This window comes from [Clostridium] aminophilum DSM 10710, from assembly GCF_000711825.1.
Classification (GTDB): Bacteria; Bacillota; Clostridia; order Lachnospirales; family Lachnospiraceae; genus Clostridium_R; species Clostridium_R aminophilum.
In genome coordinates, this window is sequence record NZ_JONJ01000015.1 from 81,671 (window position 1) to 88,578 (window position 6,908).

The following is a 6,908-nucleotide window of genomic DNA, read 5'->3' on the forward strand; positions in this document are numbered from 1 at the left end:
TTCCCTTTTAATGTGTATGTTTCTTTGCAATCCGGTCTCCGGTGATCTGAACAACGCTGACTGCCGCCACCAGCACAATCACGGTTGCCCATGTGATATCCTGCATGTTCCGGTCATGGCCGTAACGGATCGCGAAATCGCCGAGTCCTCCGGCTCCGACAGCTCCGGCCATCGCGGTGAGACCGAGAAGGCTGATCGCGGTGATCGTCGTCGCTCGCGCCAGCGGTCCGATGCTCTCGCGCAGATACACGCGGGTGATGATCTCCCACGGACTGCATCCCATGGACTCAGCCGCTTCGATCAGTCCGTCATCCGTCTGAGCCAATGCCGACTGTACCTGACGGGTAAAGAACGGAACCGATCCAAGAACGAGAGGGACAATGGCCCCCGGCACACCGATCGCCGTTCCCATGATCCATCTTGTCAGCGGCATAACCGCAGTCAGAAGAATGATAAACGGAATGGACCGGAACAGATTCGTGATCTTGTCCAGCATCTGGAAAACCGCCCGATTCTCCAGGATTCCTCCCGGTTTCGTGACCGTAAGGACGATACCAAAGGTGAGGCCGAGAACAAATCCGATGCCTCCCGCCCAGATCACCATGATGAATGTATCCTGAATGGACTGAATGAAATCCGGCCACTTATGCATCAGATTCGGAAAAATCTCAGTAACGGTTCCTTGCATCCGAAATCACCTCCACTCCGACATTCTTTTCTTTCATATAGGATATCGCCCGGCTGATCTGTTCCGATTCACCGTGAAGAATGACGACCGTTCCTCCGATCGGCGCTCCCGCGACAATCTCCACATCCGCCAGAATAATATTGATATCGAGATCAAATTTCCTTGCCGCGGTTGCAATTAACGGCTCCGACACATCCTTCTGACGATAGCTCAGCTTCACGAGAACCTCGCCGATCTCCGGTGTCACACCCGGAACATGATCCGCAATCATCTGATCGATTTTTGAGAGATTCGACGTCGTCCGGATAAAGCTTCTGGTCAGCGGATGCTGCGGATTCGCAAACACGCTGAACACATCGCCCAACTCTACAACCTCACCATTTTCCATGACTGCCACGCGCTGACAGATCTCCTTGATGACTTCCATCTCATGGGTGATCACGACAACTGTGATTCCGAGCTCCCGATTCAGCTTCTTTAAGAGCTGAAGAATTGCACCGGTCGTCTGCGGATCCAGTGCGGACGTCGCCTCGTCCGAGAGAAGAATCTTCGGATCATTTGCCAGTGCTCTCGCGATCGCGACTCTCTGCTTCTGTCCGCCGGACAGCTCCGACGGATATGCATTTTCCTTATCCGCGAGATCCACCAGTTCGAGAAGCCGGCGCACCTTCTGCCGGATTTCTTCCTTTGATAGCCCGCTGTCTTTCAGCGGAAACGCCACATTTCCAAACACCGTTCTGGATGGCATGAGATTAAAATGCTGAAAGATCATTCCGATCTTTTTCCGCTCTGCGCGGAGGTCTTTCGGGGAAAGCTGTGTCAGATCGGTCCCATCGATCTTCACGCTTCCGGAGGTCGGCCTTCCAAGAAGATTGATACATCGCACCAGTGTCGACTTTCCGGCGCCGGAGAATCCGATGATTCCGAAAATCTCTCCGTCCTTTATGGTAAGCGACACATTTTTTACCGCATCCACCTGCTTGGCACCGGCCTGAAAGGTTTTAACAATATCTGTCATTTCAATCAAGTCTGCCACCTTCTTCCTGCATTTGGCTTATCAAGCTTGGAGCCATGATAGCATCATCAAAAAAGATCGTCTAATCAGCATTTTCTATCCTTTCCGATAACTATATGCTATCGGTGGACCTGGGGGACGGAGTCAGCGGTCCAATCGATGTTCTGCAGATAGCCGGGACTGAATTCATCAGTCACCGGCTATTCATAGTCAATATTTACTTTGTGGATAATTCAGCTTTTTTTTCAGGAAATCAATATCCCTGCCGTAATTTCCGGCAGTCTCATCATCATTTTCCAGAAACGCTTCAAATAATTCGGCTGGAATCTTGCCTGGTTTTATCCTCTCATAAATTGTGAGATTCCAGGAGTGCTTACATTTCTTACATCGATAAATCAGCCAGACATCAACGTTTTTTCCGTTGGCGTTTACCCGGAACTTACCGGAATTCACAAACTCCTGCTTTTCCCACAACCTACGTAGCGGTGAAAATGCGAATCGAACCAGTATCAGACGCTTTCATCGAGCGCGGAGGCGGTGTCATCTGCCAATTCAGCGGCGTGCGCATCCTCGCGGATCGTTTTTTTCGCAGAAAATGAGAACCACTTTCCTGTAAAATACAAAACCGGCATGTTCGTCTTCTCGTTCCATGCCGGTCAAAATGATTATTCGTTTGTGGATTTTACATTTTCTCTGCAGTCAAATGTAACATACGGCGGGTTCTCTCCCCGCTCCTTCGCCGGAAGATACCGCTTCCAGAAATCGTCGAACAGTCGGAAAATCTCCTTATGTCGCGCCGCGATGATGAAGATGGTGATCAGGACATACAGAGCGGACAAAATGTCCGTAAATGCCCACAGGATATCCGCCTCTATATTGTACAAAACCACGCATGGAATCATGTAATAGATCATGTAGAACGGACGGATTTTCCGGTTGGCTTCCGTATCCCCGAAAGCGTAGTTGACCGATTTTTCGCAGGTATAGTACATGCCGATGATGGTCGTCCAGGCAAATACCGCAATCGCGATCGCGGTCATTTTCCCGCCAACCGGGCCGTACGCATTCGTAAATGCGATCGTGGTCAGTGCGCCGGAAGTGGCGTCAGACGTGTAATACGCGCCGGTAATAATGATGGTAAATGCGGTCACCGCGCAGATGATGAACGTATCCAGGCAGACCTCACCCCATCCCCAGAGAGACTGACGTACCGGATGATCGGTGACGGCAGAGGCATGCGCGATCATACCGTAACCGGTGCCGGCATCATTGGAATAGATTCCGCGCGCCACACCATACTGAATCGCGTCGCGCACGGTCGCTCCGGCGAAACCGCCCACAGCGGCAGTCGGGGAAAATGCCGACTTCACGATCAGGGAAATCACCGCCGGAATCTCCTGAACATGGATTACGAGAACACCGAGTCCCATGATGATATAGAGCACTGCCATAACCGGAACGGCTTTCGACATAACACTGGAGATGCGCGGAAGACCGCCCCAGATAGTGACAAGGCACGTGACACCGATCAGGATCACCGTCACGATACTCGGTATGCCGAATGCTTCCGAGATCGAGCTGGTTACCGCCTCGGTCTGAACCGAGCAGGTCCACGGGCCAAAGAGGAAACAGAACCCAGCCAGAACGACAGCGCCCCGCTTCCATCCGAACGCATTTTTCAGGACAAACGAGCGATCGCAGACGTACTCATTCATCGACTCCTTATAGTGCTCGCGGTACCGCTGGCCGATGATGATCTCACAGGCCTTCGTCGACATTCCGAAAAAGGCGGAAATCCACATCCAGATCAGTGCGCCGGGGCCTCCGCTCACGATGGCGGTTGCAACGCCGCTGATGTTGCCTGTTCCGACGGTATTGGCCAGCGCAGTGCAGGCCGCCTTAAATCCCGAGATGGTGCCTTCGCCCTCACCCTTGGATCGGATTTTGGCAAATGTATTCCGAAAGTTAAATGCAACCGACCGCTGATAGCGGAAATGAAACCGGACGGACAACAGGATGCCCGTCACGAGAATGAGAATCGTCATCCAGGATCCCCACATAAAATCATCGATTGCATAGATAAATTCTGTCAGCTGCTCCATGTTTCCCCCAATTCACTTTTCCCGATTTACTTCACCCGGATCATTTTTCCCGATTCACTTTTCCCGATTTACTTCACCCGGATCATTTTTCCCGATTCACTTTCCCCGACTTACTTCACCCGGATCACAGCCGGTTTTCCCAGCGACCGATAGGTTTCACGGACCCGGACCACCTGCCGGATGTGCTGCTCCACCGTGGTACAGCATCCGCCGACCGCGGACGCTCCCGCTTTCATGTAGCGCAGCGCGTAAGCGCCAAAGTCCAGATTTCCATTTGCTGCCGTCCAGGTCTTGGTGACCGGATCGTAGGTTTCCCCGCTGTTCGGATAGACCGCAATCGGCAGATCGGTGTTCTGCTTCAGCTCCCCAATCAGCGATTCGATGTATTCCGGTTTCGTGCAGTTCACACCGATCATCTTCAGATGCGGATGATCCTTTGAGAGGACTCTCGCGCAGTCGGCAATCCGATCCCCTTTTCCCGTATGTTTCCCATCCACACAGGAGAAGCTGATCCAATAGTCCCGCTCCAGCTCTTCCGCAATCTTTGCCGCGATCAGAGCCTCGTGAAGTGACGGCTGTGTCTCGAAGAGAAGAAGATCCGCTCCGGCCTCGGCCAGCAGTTCGGTTCTCCGGCGATGAAAATGATCCAGCTCCTCATCGCTGATCTGATAGTCTCCGGTATACTCCGAGCCGTCTGCCCGATAGGCTCCGTACGGTCCGATTCCGGCAAGACACAAGGGATACGCTCTTCCGGCCGCCTTCCCCTCGTTTTCCCACCATTCTTCCCGGGCGCGAAGAAAAATCTCTACCGAGCGGCGGATCAGCTGCTCCGCTTCCGCTTCCGTGAAACCATTTTCCATCAGCCCCGGAATGGTTGCCTGATAACTGCAGGTAATTCCGCAGTCAGCACCGGCACGGAAATATCCCATGTGCACCTGCCGGACCAGATCCGGATTTTCCGCCAGCACACGGGCGGTCCATAATCGATTGTTCAGATTCGCGCCCAGCTGTTCCAGAGCGGATCCCATCGAACCGTCGATCACCATTACGCCATTCTGTTCCATAATATCCGTCAGAGATTCTTTCATCTGCGCCACCTCTTCCAACTCATTTTTTAAAATCTATTATATTCGCAATCTTCACGGCACAAAAATAAGTTCTTCCTATCGGCAAAGATAGGAAGAACTTATCTACGGCAGTTCCTATTGGTTATGAATTATTATTTTCCTGACGTAATCAGCTCCTCTGCCATGTCGAACAATTCATCAACAGTAAGCGTTGTATCAAAGGTCACAAGGCTGTAGTGAACACCAGCTACATCAAATGACAGGTTCGTAATCATCTGTGTTTTTTCCTGCTCTGAACCATAGCTGATAAAGAAATGATCATCCTTTTCCTTCCTGTCAAGAAGTTCCTGAGATACCTTTCCTTCCTGATCCGGCGGAAGGAAAAGATATTCGTCCAGGCTGTATTTTACCGCAACATCTCCAACCATCCTTGTCTCCATCGATGTATCTTTGTCATTCCGTATGGTCAGGACCGGTTCAGCCTCCAGGTAGATATCAGCCATTCCATCTTTGGAATATGTAATGTCAACGCCGGAAACATCGGCCAGATCAGCTCCGTCTGCGCTATAATTTGCCTCATCAAGGATTTCGGCATTTCTGAAAGAAAAGCCGTTGTTGAACTTTTCAACCGTAAGCACATCCATATGGATGCTGTTCTCAAGTTTTGTCATATCCTTATAGGCTGCAATATTACTGCCAAGCCTATTATGACTTTCAATACTTGATATAATTCCACTGCCTGCAAAAGCTGTGACTCCAATGAGCATCACGCAGGCTGCTGCAACAATACCTGTTGACGTAAATTTAAAACTTGCCTTCATTCTCTTTCCTCCACTATTCTGTTCTGAGTACTGTTCGCTTATTGCGCGGAACATTTTCTCTTTCGTCTGTACCGTGAAATGGAGTTCATTCATGGAGTTGTTATAGATATCTTTGATCGGATCATTCATATGCTTTACCTTCCTTTAGAAAAAAACGGGAATCCTTCGATAAGGAATCCTTGAGCTTTTTTCTGCCTCTTGATAGATAATTGGCTACTGCAGTTTCTTTTTTTCCAAGGATCCGGGCAATCTCTTTGATGGTATACCCTTCATAATAGAAGAGGTAGATACTTACCCTGTAATTTGCCGGGAGCTTCTTAAGCTCTTCTGTGAGAACAGACACCGGTTCATCCGGCACCTCCCTTTCCGGCAGCGCATCAAGCCCAATTATCCTTCCGAAGAAAGCGCTCTTTCTCAGATCCTTGCAAGCATTGATCGTAGTCCTGATAATCCATGCTTTCTCATGCTCACGGCTGTCAAATCTTTGGTGGGAAGACAGGTATTTCAGCATTACATTCTGGCAAATGTCCTCTGCAGCATATGTCTGGCGCAGATAACTGTAGCTGATTCTAAGGATCATATCCGCATATGTTTCCAGTATCCGCCTTGCTTCATTTTCCTCCATGGCAAAACTCTCTTTCTTTATTTTTAGAAGGCCTTCTAACTATAATACGATTCACATCGAAAAAACCTATCACTCATTTGAAAAATATTTTCTTTTCTGAAAAGTATATATAAAAGGGAGAGAACTTTACTCCGTCAGAAACGCGCAAAGCCGGGCGAACATCATGAAAGGGGAGACACAGGATCGCTCCCTTTTCTCCCTCATTAAACATCCCGTAGAGTCTTTTCTTATCCGTTTCAAGGCTGATTTTCAGCATAACTCCCCCTCAATCTTAGCCGTATTTTCGTGATGCTAAAAGTCATATGACTTTTGCAGTAAATACAACGAAAGTCCTATGACTTTTGCAAAATGTTCTGCAAAAAACATAGGACTCTCTGCTCCCTGTAATTTCCCAAACGAATGAGACAGCACCCTGATTAAGGTGCATCATTCAAAATAAAGAAATCGATAAATCTGAATTTGACTTACCTATTTTCTTAAAATCTCATGTGGAGATTCTATTTCATTTGCCAAGGTATGCTCTGTTAATTCTGACATCAATTTCAATTTTTTATTAATCAATGGTCGCATACAATTAGGAACATGTTCCT

At 49.2% G+C, this 6,908-nt stretch carries 9 protein-coding genes and 1 pseudogene; all 10 read right to left on the bottom strand.

Annotated features, from left to right (window positions below; all coding sequences use genetic code 11):
• Positions 1-7 precede the first annotated feature (7 nt).
• Positions 8-688: a methionine ABC transporter permease gene (locus BR86_RS0111310; protein WP_031473988.1), complete on the bottom strand. Its 681-nt coding sequence runs from the start codon at positions 686-688 to the stop codon at positions 8-10.
• Positions 669-1,715 carry a methionine ABC transporter ATP-binding protein gene (locus BR86_RS0111315; RefSeq protein WP_031473990.1) on the bottom strand — a complete coding sequence of 349 codons (1,047 nt, stop codon included), beginning with the start codon at positions 1,713-1,715 and terminating at the stop codon, positions 669-671. Before BR86_RS0111315 ends, BR86_RS0111310 begins: the two co-directional genes overlap by 20 nt.
• 198 nt (positions 1,716-1,913) lie before the next feature.
• On the bottom strand, positions 1,914-2,156 hold the full coding sequence (locus BR86_RS14775) for a DUF1062 domain-containing protein (RefSeq protein WP_051684771.1): 243 nt from the start codon (positions 2,154-2,156) through the stop codon (positions 1,914-1,916).
• A 56-nt stretch (positions 2,157-2,212) separates the two neighbouring features.
• A complete protein-coding gene (locus tag BR86_RS16445) occupies positions 2,213-2,335 on the bottom strand; it encodes a hypothetical protein (protein ID WP_278245606.1) in 123 nt (40 codons plus the stop codon).
• Between the two features lie 33 nt (positions 2,336-2,368).
• Positions 2,369-3,805: an alanine/glycine:cation symporter family protein gene (locus tag BR86_RS0111330; protein WP_031473994.1), complete on the bottom strand. Its 1,437-nt coding sequence runs from the start codon at positions 3,803-3,805 to the stop codon at positions 2,369-2,371.
• Between the two features lie 110 nt (positions 3,806-3,915).
• Positions 3,916-4,893 carry a homocysteine S-methyltransferase gene (mmuM, locus tag BR86_RS0111335; RefSeq protein WP_031473996.1) on the bottom strand — a complete coding sequence of 326 codons (978 nt, stop codon included), beginning with the start codon at positions 4,891-4,893 and terminating at the stop codon, positions 3,916-3,918.
• 131 nt (positions 4,894-5,024) lie between these two features.
• On the bottom strand, positions 5,025-5,822 hold the full coding sequence (locus BR86_RS0111340; RefSeq protein ID WP_031473998.1) for a hypothetical protein: 798 nt from the start codon (positions 5,820-5,822) through the stop codon (positions 5,025-5,027).
• A complete protein-coding gene (locus tag BR86_RS0111345; protein ID WP_031474000.1) occupies positions 5,815-6,318 on the bottom strand; it encodes an RNA polymerase sigma factor in 504 nt (167 codons plus the stop codon). Before BR86_RS0111345 ends, BR86_RS0111340 begins: the two co-directional genes overlap by 8 nt.
• 73 nt (positions 6,319-6,391) lie before the next feature.
• Entirely contained in the window at positions 6,392-6,574 is a 183-nt protein-coding gene (locus BR86_RS0111350) for a hypothetical protein (RefSeq protein WP_031474002.1), read from the bottom strand.
• Positions 6,575-6,786: 212 nt separating this feature from the next.
• Positions 6,787-6,908, bottom strand: a pseudogene (locus tag BR86_RS16630) (LPS biosynthesis protein); the annotation flags it as partial.